The sequence below is a fragment of the Glycomyces mayteni genome (assembly GCF_042428885.1).
Lineage (GTDB): Bacteria > Actinomycetota > Actinomycetes > Mycobacteriales > Micromonosporaceae > Glycomyces > Glycomyces mayteni.
In genome coordinates this window covers 1,205,680-1,226,195 of record NZ_JBHMBP010000002.1, presented here as the reverse complement: position 1 = coordinate 1,226,195, position 20,516 = coordinate 1,205,680, and the positions used below count along the sequence as shown (strand labels likewise).

Annotated in this window: 18 protein-coding genes; 7 read left to right on the top strand and 11 right to left on the bottom strand. The window is 71.6% G+C overall.

Annotation, left to right across the window (positions count from 1 at the left end):
* Positions 1 to 148: 148 nt before the first annotated feature.
* From ACFFXY_RS12255 to ACFFXY_RS12235, 5 genes are read left to right on the top strand one after another with little or no spacing between them, the layout of a single operon-like run.
* Positions 149 to 1,225 (top strand): LacI family DNA-binding transcriptional regulator, encoded by a 1,077-nt coding sequence (locus tag ACFFXY_RS12255; protein WP_382350394.1) that lies wholly within the window; start codon positions 149 to 151, stop codon positions 1,223 to 1,225.
* Positions 1,222 to 2,835 (top strand): FAD-dependent oxidoreductase, encoded by a 1,614-nt coding sequence (locus ACFFXY_RS12250; RefSeq protein ID WP_382350391.1) that lies wholly within the window; start codon positions 1,222 to 1,224, stop codon positions 2,833 to 2,835. Before ACFFXY_RS12255 ends, ACFFXY_RS12250 begins: the two co-directional genes overlap by 4 nt.
* A 46-nt stretch (positions 2,836 to 2,881) precedes the next feature.
* Positions 2,882 to 4,150: an ABC transporter substrate-binding protein gene (locus tag ACFFXY_RS12245; protein WP_382350388.1), complete on the top strand. Its 1,269-nt coding sequence runs from the start codon at positions 2,882 to 2,884 to the stop codon at positions 4,148 to 4,150.
* Positions 4,147 to 5,085, top strand: coding sequence for a carbohydrate ABC transporter permease (locus tag ACFFXY_RS12240; protein WP_382350385.1), 939 nt, complete (start codon positions 4,147 to 4,149; stop codon positions 5,083 to 5,085). Before ACFFXY_RS12245 ends, ACFFXY_RS12240 begins: the two co-directional genes overlap by 4 nt.
* Entirely contained in the window at positions 5,075 to 5,932 is an 858-nt protein-coding gene (locus ACFFXY_RS12235; protein WP_382350383.1) for a carbohydrate ABC transporter permease, read from the top strand. The genes ACFFXY_RS12240 and ACFFXY_RS12235 overlap by 11 nt, the downstream gene beginning before the upstream one ends.
* Before the next feature lie 58 nt (positions 5,933 to 5,990).
* On the opposite strand, the gene ACFFXY_RS12230 is transcribed toward ACFFXY_RS12235, so the two are convergent.
* Positions 5,991 to 6,239 carry a hypothetical protein gene (locus ACFFXY_RS12230; RefSeq protein WP_382350380.1) on the bottom strand — a complete coding sequence of 83 codons (249 nt, stop codon included), beginning with the start codon at positions 6,237 to 6,239 and terminating at the stop codon, positions 5,991 to 5,993.
* A gap of 103 nt (positions 6,240 to 6,342) precedes the next feature.
* Between ACFFXY_RS12230 and ACFFXY_RS12225 the strand changes: the two genes are divergently transcribed.
* Positions 6,343 to 7,896 (top strand): phytoene desaturase family protein, encoded by a 1,554-nt coding sequence (locus ACFFXY_RS12225; RefSeq protein WP_382350377.1) that lies wholly within the window; start codon positions 6,343 to 6,345, stop codon positions 7,894 to 7,896.
* Between the two features lie 9 nt (positions 7,897 to 7,905).
* Positions 7,906 to 8,574, top strand: a complete 669-nt coding sequence (locus ACFFXY_RS12220) for a DNA alkylation repair protein (RefSeq protein ID WP_382350374.1) — start codon at positions 7,906 to 7,908, stop codon at positions 8,572 to 8,574.
* Here the strand turns inward: ACFFXY_RS12220 and ACFFXY_RS12215 are convergent.
* The 10 genes from ACFFXY_RS12215 to ACFFXY_RS12170 form a co-directional block, all read right to left on the bottom strand.
* On the bottom strand, positions 8,571 to 8,975 hold the full coding sequence (locus ACFFXY_RS12215) for a DUF7144 family membrane protein (protein ID WP_382350371.1): 405 nt from the start codon (positions 8,973 to 8,975) through the stop codon (positions 8,571 to 8,573). The genes ACFFXY_RS12220 and ACFFXY_RS12215 overlap by 4 nt on opposite strands.
* Positions 8,976 to 9,159: 184 nt before the next feature.
* Positions 9,160 to 10,266 (bottom strand): DUF5005 domain-containing protein, encoded by a 1,107-nt coding sequence (locus tag ACFFXY_RS12210; RefSeq protein ID WP_382350369.1) that lies wholly within the window; start codon positions 10,264 to 10,266, stop codon positions 9,160 to 9,162.
* A complete protein-coding gene (locus tag ACFFXY_RS12205; protein ID WP_382350366.1) occupies positions 10,263 to 11,429 on the bottom strand; it encodes a GDSL-type esterase/lipase family protein in 1,167 nt (388 codons plus the stop codon). The genes ACFFXY_RS12210 and ACFFXY_RS12205 overlap by 4 nt, the downstream gene beginning before the upstream one ends.
* Positions 11,426 to 13,543, bottom strand: a complete 2,118-nt coding sequence (locus ACFFXY_RS12200; protein WP_382350363.1) for a hypothetical protein — start codon at positions 13,541 to 13,543, stop codon at positions 11,426 to 11,428. The genes ACFFXY_RS12205 and ACFFXY_RS12200 overlap by 4 nt, the downstream gene beginning before the upstream one ends.
* A gap of 8 nt (positions 13,544 to 13,551) precedes the next feature.
* Entirely contained in the window at positions 13,552 to 14,364 is an 813-nt protein-coding gene (locus ACFFXY_RS12195) for a carbohydrate ABC transporter permease (RefSeq protein ID WP_382350360.1), read from the bottom strand.
* 1 nt (position 14,365) lies between these two features.
* Positions 14,366 to 15,268 carry a carbohydrate ABC transporter permease gene (locus tag ACFFXY_RS12190; protein ID WP_382350357.1) on the bottom strand — a complete coding sequence of 301 codons (903 nt, stop codon included), beginning with the start codon at positions 15,266 to 15,268 and terminating at the stop codon, positions 14,366 to 14,368.
* Between the two features lie 8 nt (positions 15,269 to 15,276).
* Positions 15,277 to 16,539 carry an ABC transporter substrate-binding protein gene (locus ACFFXY_RS12185; protein WP_382350354.1) on the bottom strand — a complete coding sequence of 421 codons (1,263 nt, stop codon included), beginning with the start codon at positions 16,537 to 16,539 and terminating at the stop codon, positions 15,277 to 15,279.
* 35 nt (positions 16,540 to 16,574) lie between these two features.
* Positions 16,575 to 18,398 (bottom strand): class I mannose-6-phosphate isomerase, encoded by a 1,824-nt coding sequence (locus tag ACFFXY_RS12180; RefSeq protein WP_382350351.1) that lies wholly within the window; start codon positions 18,396 to 18,398, stop codon positions 16,575 to 16,577.
* A gap of 10 nt (positions 18,399 to 18,408) precedes the next feature.
* Entirely contained in the window at positions 18,409 to 19,290 is an 882-nt protein-coding gene (locus ACFFXY_RS12175) for an ROK family protein (protein ID WP_382350348.1), read from the bottom strand.
* 115 nt (positions 19,291 to 19,405) lie between these two features.
* Positions 19,406 to 20,419, bottom strand: coding sequence for a LacI family DNA-binding transcriptional regulator (locus ACFFXY_RS12170; RefSeq protein ID WP_382350345.1), 1,014 nt, complete (start codon positions 20,417 to 20,419; stop codon positions 19,406 to 19,408).
* Positions 20,420 to 20,516 lie beyond the last annotated feature (97 nt).

The following is a 20,516-nucleotide window of genomic DNA, read 5'->3' as shown; positions in this document are numbered from 1 at the left end:
CGGTGCAGGGGCACCACGGCGGGCCTTTGGAGGACGAGTGTCCGTTCCGGGATGAACGGCAGTCAAGATGATAATACGTATTATCATCTTGACGGTCCGAAAATCGGCGGGCAACATGATCACACGCACCTGTGGTTATACGCATTATATGCCCGTCGAGAAAGGCCCCGCCGTGACCGGACCCCGCCGCCGCGTGACGCAGCGCGACATCGCCCGCCTCTCCGGCGTCAGCCAGGCCACCGTCTCCCTGGTGCTCAACAACCGCCTCGACGGCGGCGTCAGGATCGCCGCCGACACCCGCCAGCGCGTGCTCGACGCGATCCGCGAGACCGGCTATGTCGCCGACCCGATCGCCCGCCGCCTCGCCGACCACTACAACCGGATCATCGGCGTGTTCACGTACGAGCCGGTGTTCCCTTCGGGCGCAAGGGACTTCTTCCACCCGTTCCTGCTGGGGCTGGAGGAGCAGGCCGAGCGGCTCGGCTGCGACCTGCTGCTGCTCACCAGCGCGCCCGTGGACGGGGGCCGGCGCCGCATGTTCGCCGAGGGGAGCCGCATCCGGCTCGCCGACGGGTGCGTGCTGCTGGGCCAGGAGGTCGACCGCGGGGACCTGGAACGCCTGGTGTCCGAAGGCATCCCGTTCGTGTCGGTGGGACGCCGGGACGACGCGGGCGGACCGGTGCCGTACGTGGGCGCCGACTACCCGGCCGCGACGGCCGCGCTCGTGGCGCGAGCGGCCGACCTGGGGCACGAGCGGGTCGCGTACGTGGGCCGCGGCGAAGGACCCGAGTCCTATGCGGACCGCCTGCGCGGGTTCCGCGCGGCGGCGGCGAAGGCCGGGGTCGCCTACGGCCGCATCCCCGTCGCCGCGACCGAGAAGCTCGACGCGGCCGTGGCCGAGGGCGTGACCGCGATATTCCTCGAAGAGCCCGCCGACATCCCCACCGTGACCGCGTGGGCCGCCGACCGCGGACTGGACGTCCCCGGCGACCTGTCCGTGGTGGCGCTCGGCGACCCGACCCGGCCGGTCTCGATCGACCTCGACGTCACCGGTTTCACCATCCCCCGCCGCGAGATGGGCCGCCAGGCCCTCGACGTGTTCCTCGGCCTGCTCGGCAGTACCGCCGAAGCACGCGCCGAGGCGGACGTGCAGCGGCTGCTCCCGTGCGAACTGCACGACGGCGCGACCCTCGCGCCCGCACCCATCGGAAGGAACCACTCTTGAAGCAGGCGAACGAACTCCAGGCCGACATCCTCGTCGTGGGCGGCGGGCTCGGCGGCGTCGCCGCCGCGCTGGCCGCGCTGCGCGCCGGGCGGCGCGTCGTCCTCACCGAGGAGTACGACTGGATCGGCGGGCAGCTGACGAGCCAGGCCGTGCCGCCCGACGAGTCGTCCTGGGTGGAGCAGTTCGGGGTCACCGCCTCGTACCGGCGGCTGCGCGAAGGGATCAGGGAGTACTACCGGCGGCACTACCCGCTCACGGAGGCGGCCCGCGCGAAGCCGGACCTGAACCCGGGCGGCGGGCACGTCAGCCGCCTGTGCCACGAGCCGCGCGTGGCCGTGGCGGTCCTGGAGTCGATGCTCGCGCCGTACCTGGGTTCGGGGGCGCTGCGGCTGCTCCAGCCGTACCGGCCCGTGGCGGCCGACGTGGACGGCGACCGGGTCGAGGCCGTCCAGCTCGAACACCGGGACTCCGGGGCGCGGCTGACGGTGAGCGCGCCTTACGTGCTCGACGCCACCGAGACCGGGGAGCTGCTGCCGCTCACCGGCACCGAGTACACGACGGGCTTCGAGTCCGGGAAGGACACCGGGGAGCCCAGCGCCCCCGACGAGGCGCAGCCGGACAACATGCAGGCCGTCTCGGTGTGCTTCGCCGTCGACCACGTCGCCGGCGACCACGTCATCGACAAGCCGAAGGACTACGAGTTCTGGCGCGGCTTCCGCACCGACTTCTGGGGCGGGAACCTCCTGGGGTTCCGGGCCCCGAACCCGCGCACGCTCGAACCCGCGGAGCGCACGTTCGAGCCGAACCCCGACGACGACCCGCTCGCGGTCGTCGGCGACCAGCGGCGCGGCGGCGGCGACATGAACCTGTGGACGTTCCGCCGGATCGCCGCCCGCAAGAACTTCACGCCCGGCGCGTACGAGTCCGACATCACGCTCGTGAACTGGCCGATGATCGACTACTTCCTGGCGCCGGTGATCGACAACCCCGACGCGGCAGCGCATCTGGAGCGCGCGAGGGACCTCTCCAGGTCCGTCCTGTACTGGCTCCAGACCGAGGCGCCGCGCGCCGACGGCGGCGCGGGCTGGCCGGGGCTGCGCCTGCGCGGGGACGTCACGGGCTCGGCCGACGGCCTGGCCCAGGCCCCGTACCACCGCGAGTCGCGGCGCATCAAGGCCGAGTACACCGTGGTCGAGCAGGACCTCTCGGCGGCCGTGCGCGGCGACAAGGGCGCGGTGTCCTACCACGACAGCGTGGGGATCGGCATGTACCGCATCGACCTCCACCCCTCCACCGGGGGCGACAACTACATCGACGTCGCCTCCTGCCCGTTCGAGATCCCGCTCGGCGCACTCCTGCCGGTGCGGGTCGACAACCTCCTCCCCGCCGGGAAGAACCTCGGCACGACCCACATCACCAACGGCTGCTACCGGCTGCACCCGGTCGAATGGAACATCGGCGAGGCCGCCGGGGCCCTCGCGGCCTTCAGCTTCGAGCGCGGGCTGCCGCCGCGCGCGGTCGGGAACGACCCGGCGCTGCTCGCCGAGTTCCAGGACCGGCTCACCGCGCAGGGCTTCGAGCTGCGCTGGCCCGACGTGGCCCCCTACTGACGAAACCCCTGATGACAATGCCGTCAACGGAAAGGAAGAACCCCTTATGAAGCACGGACGCCTTTTGATCGCCGCCGCGGCGGCGGCGCCGCTCGTCCTCGCCGCCTGCGGCGGCGGTGGCGACGACGGGCCGGTCACGCTGCGGATGACCACGTGGTCCGCGAGCGAGGACCACCTCGCGATGCTGAACGAGATCGCCGACGCCTACATCGCCGACCACCCGGACGTGGAGGCGATCGAGTTCGACCCGCTCCCGTTCGAGGGGTACACGAGCACGCTGACCACGCAGATCGCCGGGGACAACGCGCCGGACCTGGCGTGGATCCTGGAGAACTCCGCGCCCGACTTCGTCTCCAGCGGCGCCCTCGTGCCGCTGTCGGAGACCCTCTCGGGCACCGACGGGTACGAGTACGACGACCTCATCCCCGCGGCGACCGAGCTGTGGCGGCAGGACGACGAGCTGTACGCGTACCCGTTCAGCACCTCGCCGTTCGGGGTGTTCGTCAACAACGACCTCCTCGCCGCGGCCGGGCAGCCGACCGCCGCCGAGCTCATCGCGAGCGGCGAGTGGACTTGGGAGCGGGTCGTGGAGGCCGGCGCGGCCGTCCACGCGACGACCGGCACCGACGGGCTCGTCATCCGCGACTTCGACTACTCCGGCTGGGACAACCTGTCGACGCTGTGGACCGGCTGGGGCGCGCAGGCCTGGAGCGCCGACGGCGCCGACTGCGGCTTCGACGACCCGGAGATGACCGAGGCGCTCACGTTCATGCACGACGCCGTGTTCGAGCAGGAGGCCATGCCCGGACCGGGGACCACCGCGGACTTCTTCGCGGGCGAGGCGGCCATGACGGTCACGCAGATCTCCCGCGCCGGGCTCCTCGCGGAAGCCGAGTTCGGGTGGGACCTCGTGCCGCTCCCGGCCGGGCCCGCGGGCGAGTACTCCGTGATCGGCCAGGGCGGCCTGGGCGTCCTCACCGTCGCCCCGCACCCCGAGGAGGCCGCCGACTTCCTCGCGTACATGACGAACCCGGAGAACTCCGTGAAGCTCGCCCAGTACTTCCCGCCGCCGCGCGAGTCGCAGCTCACCGCCGAGGTCCTCGGCCAGGCCAACCCGCTGCTCACGCCCGAGCAGCTCCAGGCCGTGGTCATCGACCGGATCGACAGCGGCGTCGTCAAGCCCAGCCACACCGGTCAGGCCCAGCTCGACCAGGCCGTGCGGGCCGCGCTCGACCCGCTGTGGACCGCCGACGCGGACGTCGCGGGCGTCCTCGGCGAGCTGTGCACCGCCATCGACCCGCTGCTGGCGCAATGACGGCGGTGAAGACCGACGCGCCGCCCGGCCGGGAGCAGTCCCGGCCGGGCGGGTGGTGGACGGCGAAGCGCCGCGACCACCTCGCCGGGTTCCTGTTCACCGCCCCGCAGCTGGCCGGGACGCTCGTGTTCGTGCTGCTGCCGCTGGGCCTGATGTTCTGGTACAGCCTCCACGACTGGAACGTCCTCGCCGGGGGCTTCACGTGGACCGGCGGCGAGAACTACGAGCGCCTCGCGCAGGACCCGGCCCTGCCCGGCGTCCTCGGCGCGACCGCCGCGTTCTCGGTCGGCCTGGTCGCGCTCAACCTCAGCCTCGCGCTGGTGCTCGCGATCCTGCTCAACCAGAAGCTCGGCGGCACCGTCGTGTTCCGCACGATCTTCTTCTCCCCCGTCGCGGTCACCTTGGTGGCGTGGACGATCGTGTGGCGGTTCCTGCTCCAGGACGACGGCGGCGTCAACGGCCTGCTGTCGGTGTTCGGCGCCGAGGGCCCGAACTGGCTGCGCGGGGAGACCACCGCGATGGCCTCGGTGATCGTCGTGCAGGTGCTGAAGAACGTGGGGCTCAACATGGTCCTGTTCCTCGCCGCGCTCCAGGGCGTGCCGAAGGAGCTGTACGAGGCGTCCACGATCGACGGCGCGGGCGCGTGGACCCGGTTCCGGCGCATCACGATGCCGATGATCAGCCCCACGATCCTGCTCACCTCGATCATCACCGTGGTCGGCTCGCTCCAGGTGTTCGCCCAGATCGACGTGCTCACCAGCGGCGGGCCGGGCACCTCCACGACGGTGCTCGTCTACTACCTGTACCAGAACGCCTTCCAGTTCCACGACTTCGGCTACGGCGCGACCCTCTCGGTCCTGCTGTTCGCGATCGTCCTGGTGCTCACCGTGATCCAGTGGCAGATGCGCAGGAAGTGGGTCGTCCATGAGGACTGAACGACTGCGGACCGGGCCCTCGCGGCGCGCGAAGCTCGTGCTCTACGGGCTGCTGTGCGTGCTCGCCGTCCCGTTCGTGTTCCCCACCTGGTGGATGGTCACGTCGAGCCTCAAGTCCGCCAACGAGATCTTCGCGTTCCCGCCGACGCTCCTCCCGGCGGACCCGAGCCTGTCGGCGTACTCCCGCGTCTTCGAGTTCGCGCCGTTCGCCGCCCAGTACTGGAACAGCATGTACATCGCGGCGGTGGTCACGATCGGGACGCTCGCGGTCTCGTCCCTCGCCGGGTACGCGTTCGCGCGCATCAAGTTCCCCGGGCACAACCTGCTGTTCCTGGTCGTCCTCGTGGGCCTGCTCATCCCCAGCGAGGTCACCATCGTCCCGCTGTTCCAGATGTTCAACGGGCTGGGCCTGGTCGACACGCACTGGCCGCTGATCCTCGTGCCGGTCTTCGGCGCGCCCAGCGTCCTCGCGACGCTCATCATGCGGCAGTTCTTCATCGCGCTGCCCGCCGAGCTCGAAGAGGCCGGGCGCATGGACGGCCTCGGCCGCCTCGGCCTGTACTGGAAGATCGCGCTGCCGCTGTCGCGGCCCGCGCTCGGCGCGGTCGCGATCTTCTCGTTCCTGCACAGCTGGAACCTGTACCTGGAGCCGGTCGTGTTCCTGTCCACCCCGGAGAAGTTCACGATCCCGCAGGCGCTCACGCAGTTCACCGACGCGTACGGCGGCCCCATGTGGGACGTGCAGCTCTCGGCCGCGACGCTCTCGGCGCTGCCGGTGCTCATCGTCTTCGTCGTGGCCCAGCGCCAGTTCGTCGAGGGCCTCGCCCACACCGGCCTCAAAGGATGAGGCGGTGCCCCGGCCGGAGCCGGGGCACCGCCCCTATGTCGCCCCGCGGGAGCCCGGACTAGATCCCGTGCTCGTTGCGGAAGTCCTCGACGGCGCCCTGCGCCTGGTCCTGCGCGTCCTGAGCGGCGTCGCCCGCGCCCTGGACGGCCTCGCCCGCCTGCTGGCCCGCGTCGCCGACGTACTCCTCGTACGCCGCCCCGGCCTCGCCGGTCGCGTCGCCCGCCATCTCGCCGGCCTGCCCCTTGGCCTCTTCGACCGCGCCGGTCACCATGTCCTTCAGCTCGTTGAACTTGTCCAGCAAGCCCATAGGCCTACCCCCTTTTCGCGTCGGTACGTCCCACTATAGGGGGACGCGCGGCGGAGAGGAAGTTCCCGCAACCGCGGCAAGGGAAACCGTGTTAGGAATGGACATGCCTCAGCACCGGTCCTACGACGCCGTGATCGTCGGCGGCGGCCACAACGGCCTCGTCTCCGCGGCCTACCTCGCCCGCGCCGGAAAGCGCGTCCTCGTCCTGGAACGCCTGGGCCGCACCGGAGGCGCCGCGATCTCCGCCCCCGCGTTCACCGGGGTCGACGCGCGGCTCTCGCGCTACTCCTACCTGGTGAGCCTCCTGCCCCGCAAGATCGTGGACGACCTCGGCCTGCGGTTCCAGGTCCGCAAGCGGCACGTCTCCTCCTACACGCCCGCCGAGCGCGGCGGCCGCGACACCGGGCTCCTGGTCACCCGCGACGCCGCCCGCAACCGCGACTCCTTCAAGCACCTCACCGGCTCCGACGCCGAGTACGAGGCGTGGCAGGCGTTCTACGCCGACGCGTCCAAAGTCGCCGAGCGGGTGTTCCCGACGCTCACCGAGCCGCTCGCCTCCGAGGCCGAACTGCGCCGGCGCATCGGCGACGACCGGATCTGGCGCATGTTCTTCGAGGCCCCGCTCGGGGAGACCGTCCAGGACGCGTTCCGCGACGACCTCGTGCGCGGCGTGGTCCTCACCGACGGCCTCATCGGCACGTTCACCTCCGCGTGGGCGCAGGACCTGCGGCAGAACCGCACGTTCCTGTACCACGTCATCGGCGGCGGCACCGGCGACTGGGACGTCCCCGTGGGCGGCATGGGCGCCTTCACCGACGAACTCGCCGCCGCGGCGCGGGCGGCGGGCGCGGAGATCCTCACCGGGCACGAGGTCACTTCCATCGAGGCCGACGGCGTCCGCGCCGAGGTCGCGTTCGCGAACGCGGAGGGGCCCGGGACCGTGGAGGCGCGGGACGTGCTCGTCAACGCCTCCCCCGAGGCCCTCGCCTCGCTCCTCGGCGACCCGGCCCCCGAGCCCGCCGAAGGTGCCCAGTTGAAGGTGAACATGCTGCTCAAGCGGCTGCCGCGGCTGCGGGACGCGGACACGGACCCGCGCGAGGCGTTCGCGGGCACGTTCCACGTCGCCGAGTCCTTCGACGAGCTCGAAGCGGCGTACGTGGAGGCCGCCGCCGGGCGGCTCCCCTCGCGCCCGCCCTCGGAGATCTACTGCCACTCGCTCTCGGACCCCTCGATCCTCGGCCCCGACCTGGTGCGGCAGGGGTACCAGACGCTGACGCTGTTCGGGCTGCACGCGCCCGCGCGCCTGTTCCGCGGCGACAACCGGGCAGCGAAGGCCGCGCTCCTGGAGGCCACGGTCGCGCAGCTCGACCGGTACCTGGCCGAGCCGCTCACCGACTGCCTCGCCGAGGACGCGGACGGTCAGCCGTGCATCGAGGCGAAGACCCCCGTCGACCTGGAGCAGGACCTGCGGCTCCCGGGCGGGAACATCTTCCACCGGGACCTGTCCTGGCCCTACCGGGCCGGCGCTGAGCAGGGGAAGTGGGGCGTCGAGACCGCGCACGCGAACGTCCTGCTATGCGGGGCCGGGGCCGTGCGCGGCGGCGGGGTGAGCGGCATCCCCGGGCACAATGCGGCAATGGCCGTCCTCGCGCCATAGGATCGGAGGATGGACGCGACGATCCCCCAGCTCATGGCCGAACTGGCCGCTCTCGACGAGCCGAAGGCCCGCGCGGTCAACGCCAAGCGCGGCGACGACCACGGCGTGAACCTGACGAAGCTCCGCGCCGTCGCCAAGCGGCTCAAGACGCGGCATGACCTGGCCGTGGACCTGTGGGCCACCGGCGACACCGCCGCGCGGCTCCTCGCGCTGCTCGTCTGCCGGCCGAAGGCCTTCGGCCGCGACGAGCTCGACGCGATGCTGCGGGAGGCGAACGGCCCGAAGGTCCACGACTGGCTCGTCAACTACGTCGTGAAGAAGAGCCCGCACGCCGAGGAGCTGCGCCTCGCCTGGTTCGACGACGCGGACCCCGTCGTCGCCTCCGCGGGCTGGGCGCTCACGACCGAGCGGGTCGCGAAGCGGCCCGCGGGCCTGGATCTGCCGGGGCTGCTCGACGTGATCGAGGCGGAGATGAAGGACGCCCCGGACCGGTTGCAGTGGGCCATGAACCACTGCCTCGCGCAGATCGGCATCGACCACCCCGAGCACCGGGCCCGGGCCATCGCGATCGGCGAGCGCCTGGGGGTCCTCAAGGACTACCCGACGCCGCCGAACTGCACGTCCCCGTACGCCCCGGTCTGGATCGAGGAGCTCGTGCGGCGCAAGGAGAGCGTCTAGGACGGGGAGTTGACCTCGGCGAGGACCACGGCGAGCGCCCAGATCACGAAGACGTTGAACGCGATGATGAGCAGCGCCCAGAGCGGGTAGTACGGCAGGAAGAAGAACTGGTTCAGGGCCGAGACCGCGGCGAGGCCGATGCCGACGCCGTAGGCCCAGGAGCGGCCCGCGAGCACGAAGATGCCGGTGAGGGCGACGAGGATGCCGAGGATGAGGTGGATCCAGCCCCAGCCGGTGGTGTCGATGGCGAACGTGTAGTCGCTGACCCCGACGAAGAGGTCGTCGCGCGCGATGGCGGCGATGCCCTCGAAGACCTGGAACAGGCCCACGGTGATCATCAGCGCGCCGGCGGCCACCGCGCCCGCGGTCGCCCAGGCGAGCCTGCCTTCGTCGTCGGCCATGGCCGTCTCCTCACCCCAGCGGCCGTGCGCGCGGCAGGCCGTCCTTTTCGCTCCTGTCTACTCCCGACAGGGGCCGCCAGGGGCGGAATGCGCGAATCGGCCTCGGGAAAGGGGGGACGGGACCGCCCGGGGGTGCGCCGGGCGGCCCCGAGGGCCCGTTCTGATCCACAGGACGGGCCCTGGCTCACCGCCGCCGGCCCGGGATCTCCAGGTCGACGTCGATGTAGCGGGGGCGGTACAGGTGGGCGTCCGCGTAGAGGTCGTCGCCCTCGAAGCTGTTCACGTTGTAGGTGATGAGCAGCGTGTCGCGGTCGCCGAGCTGCGGGTGGGCCTTCGCGTTGTAGGTGAAGACGTTCCCGCCGGTCTCGGGGGTGGAGTACAGGACGGTCTTGCCGGTGTAGGGGCCCGCGAGGTCGTCGGCGCGGTACATGACGACGTCGGCGCTGAGCGGCTGCGTCGCGTCGCCGGTGACGAGCGTGAACTTGCCCTGGTAGCGGGTCACGCTGAACTCGTTGGAGACGCCTTCGAGGATGCGGGAGGAGCCGGTCGGGTCGGCGGTCCAGGCGCCGTCGGCGTAGTACTCCCAGGGCGCGGTGGCGAGGCCGCCGGAGGGGACGCGGGCGAGGTGGGCGAACTTCTGCGCCTGGTTGTCCTCGACGCCGAACACGTAGGTGTAGCCGCCGTCCTCGTAGATCGCCGAGCCCCAGTTGACGTCGGAGTCGGGGAGGTCGGTGATCGAGGTGAGGCTCATGTCGTCGGTGTCGAAGCTGGCGACGGCGTTGCCCGCGAACGCGAAGTCGAACACGCCGGTGCCGGTCTTGACGAATTCGAGGAGCATCACCTGGAGGGTGTCGCCCTCGACCGTGCCGTCGCCGAACCAGTACCAGTTCTGCATCTCGTCGCCGCCGGGGACCTTGACGAGGGACTCGGGGGCGGCCTCGGTGCCGCCGGTGACCGTAGTGAGGCTCCCGCTGTCGTCCACGATGATCGAGTTGTGGAGGAACGGCGAGTCGAGCGGCCTGCTCAGGTCGTCGTTCACCTCGCCCATGAACGTGTCGGAGTACAGCCACGCGGTCGAGCCGTCGGGCAGCGGGACGCTATAGGCGGAGTCGGCGCCGGTCCAGCGCCCGGCGGTGTCGCCGTAGGTCTCGAAGCGCTCGGTGAGCTCCTCGTTGACACTCGCGGAGATCTGGGGAGCGCAGGCTGTCGCGGCCTGCGCGGCGGTCGGGACCGCGGCGACGGCGAGTCCGGTGAGGACCGCGGCGGCGACGGTGGTCGGACGGTTGGTCATGTACTGCTCCTTTGCAGTTCGGGGTTGAACTCGGCCAGCACGCGGTCGGCGAAGCGCTCGCCGATGAGGCGCTGGACGTCGGGTCCGGGGTGGAGGTTGTCGGGGAGGGGCATGGCGGCGGCGTCCTGCCCGCTGTAGAGCGACAGGCCGTCGAGGTAGTGGAGGCGGTGGTCGTCGTCCTGGCGGCGGTCCACTATGGCGTGGAGCTCCGCGCGGATCGCCTGGAGGGACAGGTGTCCGGTGAGCACGTCGGCCGCGGTGCCCCCGGCAATCGACCACTCCTCGGTGCGGGCGGGGTCCTGGACCGTGGGCCCGGCCGCGGCCTCCACGGGCTCGCACCAGATCGGGGAGACCAGGACGATCGGGGTCGCGGGGTGGCCCTCGCGGACGGTGTCGAGGAAGCCGTCCACGGCGGGACGGAAGGCGCGCATGCGCATCACGTCGCCGTTGACGAGGTTGATGCCGATCTTCAGGGTGACGAGGTCGGCGGGGGTGTCGCGGATCGTCCTGGCGGTGAACGGGTCGAGCATCGCGTTGCCGCTGAACGCGAGGTTGGTGAGGTGGGCGCCCGCGCGGAGCGCGGCGACCGCGGGCCAGGTGCCGGTGGTGGTGTCGGCGCGGTAGCCGTGGCTGATGCTGGAGCCGTGGTGGACCCAGCGCAGGCCCGCGACCGGCCGGGCCGCGACGGGGGCGTCGGCGCGGAGCTCCAGGAGTTCGACGGCGTCGTGGTAGGGCAGCCAGAGTTCGAGGTCGCGTTCGGTCCCGGTGCCGAGACCGGTGTAGCGGACCGTGGCGTCGGGGCCGGGGACGATCTCGCCATCGGGCCGCTCGAAGGTGAACACGAAGCGGGACCCGGCGACCGCGGTCGCGGTGGCGACGACGGCGCCGTCCTCGGTGAGCTCGTAGGCGCTCGGCGGGAACGGGGTGTCGGCGTCGGCGGCGATGCGGCGGGCCTGCACGTCGAGTTCGAGGGTGTCGGCGGCGGTGCGGAGGGCGAGGCGCACGCCCGTGCTCTCCGCGCTGGTCTGGACCATGAACCGGTCGGGGATCTGGCGGCGGGCCCAGCGCGGGAGGCGGTGCGGGAGGAGGCCGCGGCCGGTCTCCTCCAGCTCCACCGCGCCGCGCACCATCGCCGGGGTGATGGTGATGCGCTGCAACGTCATACGTCGATGACCGTGCCGTCGGCGCGCACGTCCACGAGCCGGTCGCCCACGCGCAGGCCGCGCAGGACCGCGTCCGGGTCGAGGTCGGCGATGCAGGCTTTGGCCGTGTCGAGGTCGGTGGAGCCGACGGCGGGGTCCACCCCGAAGAACGACTCGATCACCAGGGCCACATACGATCCGGCCGAGGAGCAGGCCCAGTCGATGATGTACGGCAGCTGCGGCGGGGCCTTGCGGGCGCCGCCGCCCACCGTGGGCATGGCCTCCTCGGTGAAGTGGGCCTGGCCGGGCGGGCCCTGGTTCGCCGAGCGCGCGAGGCCGGGGAGCCAGTCGATCGCCGCCCGCGGTTCGCCCAGGGCCACCAGGGATCGGGCGGCGTCGGCGGGCCACGCCGGGTAGGCGCCGTTCCACTGGTGGTCGGGGCGGGGGCTGAAGCTCGCGTCGGGGTCCCACGGGGACAGCGAGCGGAGCCAGACGTCGGTGCGCAGCTCGCGCTCGAAGAACTCGACCATCTCGGCGCGGACCTCGTCGTCCAGGTCGCCCGCGATGGTGGTGCCCACGATCGAGAAGTCGTAGACGTGCCGGACCGGGACGCGGGTGCCGTCGGGCTGGCGGGCCGCGAAGTGGCCGCTGCCGGGGACGTAGAGGTCGGCGACCTCCCCCACGAGCGCGTCGGCCTCGGCGCGCAGGGCGGCCGCGCCGTCGGCGTCGCCTCGGGCCGTGAGGATCTCGGCGAGGGTGCGGAGGTTCCAGACGTTGGCGGCGTTCAGGCTCGCGACCTCGTGGGTGTAGGAGCTGACGCATTCGAGGAGGTTGTCGATCTCGCCGTAGTCGGCCAGCGGCGAGGCCCCGCGCAGGCCCTGCCAGGCGTGGGCCCAGTCGTCGAGGTGCTCGGCCACGGTGGTGCCGCCCGGGGCGGCGTCGAGGAGCGCGGTGTCGCCGGTGAAGCGGAGGTAGTCGTGGACCAGGCGGGTCATCGCGTAGTCGTTGACGGAGTACCAGCGCCCGACGGGCCCGCCGGTGAGCGAGGAGGTCCCGAAGTGGGTGTGGATGTCGGAGGCGATCCAGTGCTCGACCTGGCGGCGCATGACCGCGGGGTCCAGGAGCGCGTGGGTGATCGAGGAGAGGGAGTAGTCCCAGATGAACGTGGTGGTGGCCCAGTAGTTGGGCATGAGGGTGTCGTAGCTGCGGCCCAGGACGTTGTCCTTGAAGTCGCGGCGGAACCAGATCGTGCCGAGCGCGCCCCACCAGTAGAGGCGCCGCAGCGCGTCCGAGGTGGTCTCCAGGACCGGGAGGTGGCCGGAGAACTCGTCGTTGCCGGGGGTGAAGGCGGCGGCGAGCTGGTGGTCCCAGTACGCCTCGGCGTCGGCGACCGCGCCGGGGACGTCGGCGGCGATGCGCGCGAACGCTTCCGCCGCTTCGGCTTCGGTGCCGCCGACGGTGTGGACGTACCCGAAGCGGGCGCTCTCGCCGGGGGCGATGTCGAGGCGGACGGTGATCTCGCCGCCGCGCTCGATCCCGCCGATGCCGACCTCGTGCTCCCCCGCGGCGGGGGCGATCCCGGAGAGGCGGACCTCGGCGTCGGCATCGACCCCTTGGACGCTCCAGGCGGTGCCCGCCCCGTTGCGGAAGACCAGGCGGGAGGGCCCTGCGGCGGCGCGGTTGCGCTCCTCGGGGGCGACGGCGTCGAGCCACGCCTCCTCGGAGCGGGCCGCGCCCGCGGCGAGGGAGAGGGTGAGGGCGACCGTGCGGGGCGCGTCCCCGGTGTTGGCGGCGCGCACGTCGATCGCGACGCCGGTCTCCCCGGGGGCGCAGACGGTGACGGTGGTCAGGTCCAGGCCCGGGAGGGACACCGAGCGGCGGACCCGGTCGGGCCGCCACTCGTGCGTGACCGGCGCACCGTAGGACTCGACCAGGCGGCCGTCCACGAAGGACGCCGCGGTCCTGGTGAGGCCCTGGGACACCGGCGGGAACGTGACGGCCGAGACCGCGGTGAGGTCGTGGTCGACGCGCACGGTCCCGAGGAGGTTCGTCAGGCCGCTGGGCGCGATCATGTCGTCGTAGTGGTGGGTCACCGGGTCGGCGGCGAGGTCGTTCACCGTGGGGATGTGGCGCATGGAGGCTCCTAGTACTGCCCGAGGGCGAGGCCGCGGGCGAAGAACTTCTGCGTGAAGAGGAACAGGACCACCGTGGGCAGCGAGACGAGCAGGCCGCCCGCGAGCACCGTGGACATCTGGGCGCCGCCGTACGTGCTCTGCATGCCCGCCAGGCTGGTCACGATGGGCCGCACCGTGTCCGACTGGCTGAGGACGAGGCCCAGCAGGAAGTCGTTCCAGATGAACGTGGCCTGGAGGATGAAGATCGCCACCAGGGCGCTCGACGCCATCGGCAGGTAGACCCGGGCGAAGATCCGCCAGGTCGAGGCCCCGTCGATGACCGCGGCCTCGAACACGTTGTGGGCGATGCCGCTGAAGAAGTTGCGCATCACGAACGCCGAGAACGGGACCGAGATGGCCGTGTACACCGCGATCATGCCGGTCTGGGTGTCGAACAGGCCGGTCCGCGAGTACGCGTCGAACAGCGGCAGCAGGATCATCTGGAGGGGGAACACGGTGCCGCCGAAGATCGCGACGAACCACGCGAACCCGTGGCGCAGGCGCAGCGCGACGATCGCGAACCCGGCGGCGGCGCCGACGAGGACCGCGATCGCAGGCGAGACGACCGCGTACAGGAGGGTGCTCGCCGCGGACTCGGCGAGCCCGGACAGGCGCATGGCCTCGGCGATGTTCCCAAACAGGGAGAAGTCCGTGGGCAGCCACGACTCCTTGGTCGTGAACGTCTCCGGGGACTTCGCGGCGTTGACCAGCAGCAGGTACACCGGGAGCAGCCAGAACAGGCCGAGGACGGCGAGGACGGCGGTGCGGACGACTCGGGACATGTCAGACCCCGTTCTTGCTGGAGAGCTGCTGGCGCAGGTACAGGATGGACGCGACGAGCGTGACCACGGTGAGGAACACCGCGATCGCCGAGCCCAGGCCGTAGTCGCTGTTCACGAAGGTCTCCTTGTACATCGTCAGGGCGAGGGTCTCCGAGTCGCGGCCCGGACCGCCCTTCGTCATGCCCTGCACGATGTCGAAGGTCTTCAGCGAGGCGACGATCGACAGGCCGACGACCACCGCGGTGAGCGGGCGCAGCATCGGCCACAGGATGGACCGGAACAGCCGCATCCCGTTGGCGCCGTCCATCTTCGCCGCTTCGAGGGGCTCGCGCGGGATCGACTGGAGGCCGATCGTGAACAGGAGGGCGTTCACGCCGACGCCCTGCCACGCGGTCGCGAGGATCATCACGACCGTGTTGAGCGGGGCGTCGACGAGCCAGCGCGGCGTGTCGGCGATCCCGAAGGCGCCGAGCGCCTGGTCGAGGGCGCCGCCGCCGGACAGGATGAACGACCAGATGACGCCGACGCCGATCCCGGACAGGGCGTACGGGATGAGGAACGGCAGGCGCAGCCAGGTGCCGCCCTTGAGGTTCCAGGTCAGCAGGGCGACCCCCAGCCCGATGCCGACCGGGACGAGGAGCGTCCCGCCGACCCACAGCAGCGTGTTGAGCACGGAGCCGATGAATCCGGGGTCGTCGAACATCTCGACGTAGTTGGCGAAGCCGATCCACTCGGGGTCGCCCAGGCCGTTGTACTCGGTGAGGCTGAGGAACGTGGTCCACAGCAGCGGCAGGTACAGGAGCACCGCCACCACGAGCACGCCCGGCGCGATGAACCCGAGGGCCGACCAGCGGTACTGGTCGCGCTGCCGGAGGGCCTGCGGGCTGAGGGTCTTGTCAGTCATCTGCGGTGCTATCCCTGGTCTGCCCAGTAGTCGTCGGCCTCCGCCTGGATGGCCTCCAGGTACGGGAGCGGGTCGGACGGGTTGGCGATGAAGGCCCCGAACTGCTCCAGCGCGACGGTGAGGATCGGCGTGGGCGTGGCCTCGTAGTAGCGGTCGTAGAGTTCGTAGCCGTCGCCGGAGACGGTGGTGCCGAGTTCTTCGAGCATCGGGTCGGCGACGGTGGCCTGCGGGTTGAACGCGACGTCGCCGCGGGCGGAGCTCCACGCGGTCTGCGCCTCGGGCGACATCCACCACTCGGAGTAGGTGAGGCCGAGGGTCTTCTGCGCGGAGTTCTCGGCGACGCAGAGCGGGCCGGACTCGACGGCGACGGGGGTGTTCTCCAGGTCGCCGTTGACGGCGGGGATCACGAACATGTCGTAGTCCTCGCCGGAGACCATGCCGGCGCCGTCGAGGGAGCCGTTGAAGAAGGACCCGAAGTTGATCATGGCGAAGTCGCCCTGCTTGAGGCCGACGGCCGGGTCGACGGTGGAGCCAGCGTCGGAGAACCAGCCCGCCTCCTCCTGGTCGAGCCAGGTGTTCATGATGTCGACGATCTCGGGGTCGGTGTACTTGACTTCACCGGTGGCGAGCCCGTTGTACAGCTCGGGGTCGGTGCCGGCGACGAGCTGCTGGAACCACTGGAACGTGAAGAGCGTGCTGGTCTGGTAGTACGGGGTGATCCCCGCGTCCGAGAGCTGCGACGCGATGGCGTCGAGTTCGGCCCAGGTGGTGGGCTCTTCGAGCCCCTGCTCCTCGAAGACGTTCTTGTTGTAGTACATGACCCAGTAGGCGATGTTCATCGGGACGCAGTACTGCTCGCCGTCGAAGGTGTACGAGTCGCGCAGGTCCTCGGAGACCCAGCCCTCGTCCACGGCCTTGGTCCAGATGTCGGTGGTCTGGGCGATGAGGCCCTCGTCCACGAGCTCGGTGAGCGAGGGGCCGGTCTGCCAGGTGAACAGGCCGGGGCTCTTGTCGGTGCGGAACGACTGCTTGATGAACGCGTCGTACTGGTCGGCGTCGGAGTACCCGGTGGTGTTCAGGGTGATGTCGGCGCCGGACTCGCTGGTGGTGTTCAGCTCGTCGAAGTCGGGCTCCCATGCGGCCTTGTTGGTGTAGAAGTCGAGGGTGCCGGTGGTGGCGCCGTCGTCGTCCGCACCGCCGCCGCAGGAGGCGAGCACGAGGCTCGCCGCGGCGGCGGCCGCGATGGTGAGGGGGATCTTCCTTGATCTCATTGGGAACTCCTTTGTTCTTCTCAGGGAGGGGCGCGTCAGCCGTTGCCGACGCTCGTGCCGCGGACGGATGCCTTGACCGTGCCGAACGTCCCGCTCTGGGAGCGTGCGGTGCGGCGGATGACGTAGGGGCCCACGGCGGCCGGGACGATGAACGTCTCGGCGTAGTGGACGGTGTAGGGCGCGAACGCCCCGGTGGGCGAGGCGACTTCGACTTCGTCGCCTTCGACGAGGTTGAGGACGTTGACGGTGCCCTCGGTGTCGTGGCGGACCTCGTCGGTGAACCAGTGGCGGCGGACCTCGATGAACTCCAGTTCGTGGAGGCCGGTGCGCTCCTCGGTGACGCCGTCCCCGCTGGAGAGGGTCTCGACGCGGTTGACGAGGTGCTCGCCGGTCCACGCGCCGTCGCGCTCCCAGGCGAGGTTGCGTTCGCCGTGGTCGAGGTGGACGGGGCGGGGGATGCCGTCGAGGCCGACGCGGCCCCAGTCCCAGAGCTTGAACGTGAAGATGAACGGGGTCGCGGAGATCTCCAGGACCATCGAGTTCGCGCCGGAGGAGTGGATGGTGCCGGCGGGGATGAGGAAGTGGTCGTGCTTCTTCGCGGGGAAGGCGTTGACGTACTTCTCGGCCTCGAACGGGCGCTCGCCCGTCTCGGCGGCGCGGAGGTCGGCGAGCATGGCCTCCTTGTCGACGCCGTCCTTGGTGCCGAGGTAGACGACGGCGTCGTCTCCGGCGTCGAGCATGTAGTACGACTCGTCCTGCGTGTAGTGCATCCCGAAGGTCTGCTGGATGTAGTCGGTGAGGGGGTGGACCTGGAGGGAGAGGTTGCCGCCGCCCATGGTGTCGAGGAAGTCGAAGCGGATGGGGAACTCGGCGCCGAAGCGCGCGTAGGTCCGCTCCCCCAGGAGGGCCTTCGGCTGGGTGAAGATGAGGTCCAGGGACGGGATCTCCACGATCCTGCCGTCGGCGTCTGCGAGGAGCAGGGAGTTCTCCTCGGGCACGCAGTCGAAGCACCAGGCGTAGTTCGGCTGGGACGGGTCGAGGTCGAGCTTCTCCTTCATCCACTGGCCGCCCCAGACGCCGGGGTCGAAGAAGGGGACGACGCGGAAGGGCCGCTGGGCGGCGTTCGCGATGGCGGCGCGGAAGGCGTCGCCGGTGACCATCCCGGCGGGGCGGGGGTCGCCGTGGGCGGCGCCGACGGCGTTGGCGTCCAGGACGAAGTCGACGCGGTCGAACATGGTGCGCTTGTGGCGGTCGGCGGCGCGCCACTCGACGAAGAAGCCGCGCTTGTACTTGCGGAGGCGGTCCTCGCCGGGGTTGCCCGCGCGCCAGTTCGGGGCGCCTTCGCGCTGGCGGAGCTGGATCTCCCAGCGGGCCATGTCGGCGAGGACGAGCGCGTAGGGCGCGCCGGTGCGGCGGGCGACGAGGTCGGCGCCCCAGCCGACGAGGACGACGGGGTGGTCCGCGCCGTCGGCTTCGACGGCGAGCTTGTCGAGGCGCTCGGCGTCGTAGAACGCGTCGACGCCGGCGTGGGAGAGGACGCCGAAGACGCGGTCGTCGGTGAGGTTGTCGGCGATGCGCGCGTCGATGAGCTCGACGGGGAGCGCGGCGGCGTCCTCGACGTCGACGACGGCCCAGTCCGGGAGGGCCTCGGCGACGGCGTCCTTGATGCGCGGGAGGTCCGCGCCGGGGTAGGCGTCCACGACGAGCAGGGGGGCGCGTCCGGCGGCGCGCTCGGTCGCGAGCTCGGCGGCGGCGGTCCAGGCGGCGGGCCCGGTGAGGACGCGGGCGTCGGCCGGGAGCGGCACGGTCGGCTGCTTGTCGTAGCGTCCGACGGTCTCGGACGTTCTGGCGGTTGGCACGAGCGCTCCTTCAGGAATGGGTGGCGGCGGCGAGGACGGCGAGTCCGCGCAGGACCGAGAGGTCGGGACGGTCGGGGACGGTGAAGCGGGGGCGGTGCGAGGAGGTCCAGAGGTGCTCGCGGACGTAGGCCTCGACGGGGGCGGCGACGGCGTCCCCGGCGCGCATGACGCCGCCGGAGAGGATGACGACGTCGGGGTCGTAGGCGTGGCACAGGGACACGGCGGTGGCGCCCCAGGCGCGGATCGCGCGGTCGCGGACGGCGGCGGCCGCGGTGTCGCCGGAGGCGGCGGCCGCGAACATCTCGCGCACGTCGGTGACGGCGTCGCCGCGGGCGGCGAGGTCGCGGCGGATGGCCCAGGCCCCGGCGACGGACTCGGCGCAGCCGACGTTGCCGCAGTTGCAGAGCCCGGCGTCGAGGTCGACGGTGAGGTGGCCGCCGAGGATGCCCGCGTGGTCGTGGGCGCCGCGCAGGAGCACGCCGTCGATGATCGCGGCGGTGCCGATGCCGGTGCCGAGGGTCATGAGGACGGCGTCGCGGGCCCCGGCGGCGGAGCCCGTGGCGGTCTCGCCGACGAGCGCGGCCCGCGCGTCGTTCTCGACGACCGCGGGGAGGCCGAAGGACTCGCGGGCCCAGGCGACGAGGTCGAGGCCGTCGAGCCGCGGGTGCTTGTCGTGGGCTTTGACCATGCGGCCGCCATCGCGGTCCACCACTCCGGGGACCGCGATGCCGGCCGCCGCCGGGGAGAGCCCGTGGACGAGGTCCCGCGCGGCGGCCGCGGCCGCTTCGAGGTCCCCGTCGCCGACCGGGACGACGGCGGTGCGGACGGCGGCACCGCGGTCGACGGCGCCGAGCTTGATCTCGGAACCGCCGAAGTCGATGCAGAGCTCCATCGCCCGTGCCTCCTCGTCAGCTGGAAGTCGGGGGCCTTACGACGGCCCCGCGGTTGGTAACGTTACCAACATAGCGCGGCGATGTGCAACCCGGGCGCAAGCGACGGGTGTGGCGTCAGGGAAATTCGATCGAGACCGGCAGTTCCACCGTGCGCGGGCCGTCCTCGGCGGTGCCGTCGAGGCGGGAGAACAGCAGCGTGGCGGCCTCGCGGCCGAGCAGGCGCGCGTCGTGGTCGATCACCGTCACGGGCACGGGCATGAGCTCGGAGAGCTCGAAGTCGTCGAAGCTGACGACGGCCGGGTGCAGCGGCTCGCCGTCGCGGATGCGGCGGCCGATCTCGCGGATCGCGCCGATCGTGTTCCGGTTGTTGGCGCTGAAGACCGCCGTGGGCGCGTCGGCGAGGTCGAACATGGCCTTCGCGGCGCGGGCCGCCGCGGCCACGTCCTGCTGGTCGCGGAAGACGATCCGCGGGTCGATCGCCGCGCCGTGCTCCAGCATCGCCCGCTCGTAGCCGCGGTAGCGGCGCTCGCCGGTGAACACCGAGCTGCGGTTCCCCAGGAACCCGATGCGGGTGTGCCCGGCGTCCAGGAGCGACCGCGTGCCCCGGTAGGCCCCGCCGACGTCGTCGAGGAGGACCGTGTCGACTTCCAGGCCCGGGACGCGGCGGGAGGCGAGCACCAGCGGCACGTCCCCGAGCCGCTCGGGCCGCAGGTGCTCGGCGTCGCCGCTGGTGGGGACCAGGATGAGGCCGTCGACCTGGCGGCCGATGAAGTCCGAGACGAGCTGGCGCTCGCGCGCGTCGTCCTCGCCGGTGTTCCCCAGGAGGATGCGGCGCCCGTGCTCGGCGGCGACCTCCTCGACGCCCAGCGCGAAGTTGCCGTAGTAGGGGTTCGCGAGGTTGGTGATGGCGACGCCGACGAGGCCGCTCGGCTGGCCCGGGCGCAGGCTCCGGGCGTTCTCGTTGCGGTAGTAGCCGAGCTCCTTGACGGCCTCCATGACGCGCTCCTGCACGTCGGGCCGCACGTTCCGGCCCCCCGCGAGGGTGCGCGAGACGGTCATCGGACTCACTCCGGCGCGGCTCGCGACCTCTTTGATGGTCGGCTGCCGCGCCCCTCGAAACGTCGACATGCCCGCCCTTCCCTCGCGTAGTGCGCCAATCCTATGCGAACCGCGCCGGTGACGGCGGCCCTGTCGAAGGGGGCTACCTCACCGCGGCCGGGACCGG